Consider the following 1,046-nt stretch of genomic DNA (forward strand, 5'->3'; position numbering starts at 1 on the left):
CCGCGCGCTGCCGCCGGCAGTGCTGCGGAAGCCGCATCCGCCCTGAGGTTGAGATCGATGGCGCCGTCGGCCAGCGAGACCATTCCGTTAAAGCCGCTGTCCAGTGCCTCGCTCGTCACCGAGCCGCTGTCGATGACGATGGTGTCGGTCGCGAGGCTGCCAGCGACTTGTGCCGTGATCCTGCCGGCGAGCAGCGGCGCGATGGTTGGATTGTCCAGGCCGATCTTGTCCGCCGTCACCGTGCCGGAAATCGGCCCTGTCCGGCCCTTCAGATCGAAGGCGTCGGAATGGAGCGCAAGCGCGATGCCTTCGGCCTTGGCTAGGTTGGTTGCGACCGACGGCAGTGTCGCGGAGATATTCAGCGTCGATTGCATGCCCTGCCCCGCGACCTCCACCGACAGCGCCTGCAACTCGAGATTGATCGGGCTCTCGGTGCTGCCAAGCGCCAGCGGCAGGCTCGGGCCGGTCGAGGCCAGGTCGAGCGCAAAATCGCTGGCGCCGTTCGGGTTGATGGTGCCGGCGGCCTTGCCGGAAATTTTGTCACCGGCAAGCGTCGCGTGGTCGATGGCGACGCCGCCGGCGGAGGAGAAGCTGCCTGCCGCATCGAGGTTGAGCGGGCCGAGCCCCGCCTGGCGGGTCTGGCTGGTCTCGGCGCCGCTGAGCTGCGCACTGAAACGAATGTCGGGGGCTGCCGACGGTCCCATCACTTGCGCCGTTCCGCCGAGCGTGCCCGCAGCGTCGAGGCCCGGTGAAAAATCATTGGCAAGGGCTGCCGGCAGCGCGGAAAACTCTGCCGCGATGTCGAGTGTCTGGCCGGCGGTGCCGGACACGGTCACCGATCCGCCGCCGACATCGAGCATCAGCTTCTCAATGCTGGCCGTGCCATTGGCGATGTTTAAGCTCGATGGCTGCGCGATCGCCGCCTTGATGCCGCGAATTGTCGCTTCGCCCGAGGCGATCTCGACGCTTGTCGTGCCGTCGGCGATCTTCACCCTGCCTTCGGCCCTGGCCGGAATGTCCTTGACGGTGGCGCCGCCGGAAAAGCC

1 protein-coding gene is annotated in these 1,046 nt (G+C 67.2%); it reads right to left on the minus strand.

All coding sequences use genetic code 11. The features are described from left to right. A partial coding sequence (locus AC0L3L_RS36350; protein WP_473642182.1) for a translocation/assembly module TamB domain-containing protein occupies window positions 1–1,046 on the minus strand: 1,046 nt, incomplete at both ends.

The organism is Mesorhizobium sp. WSM4849, assembly GCF_055811385.1.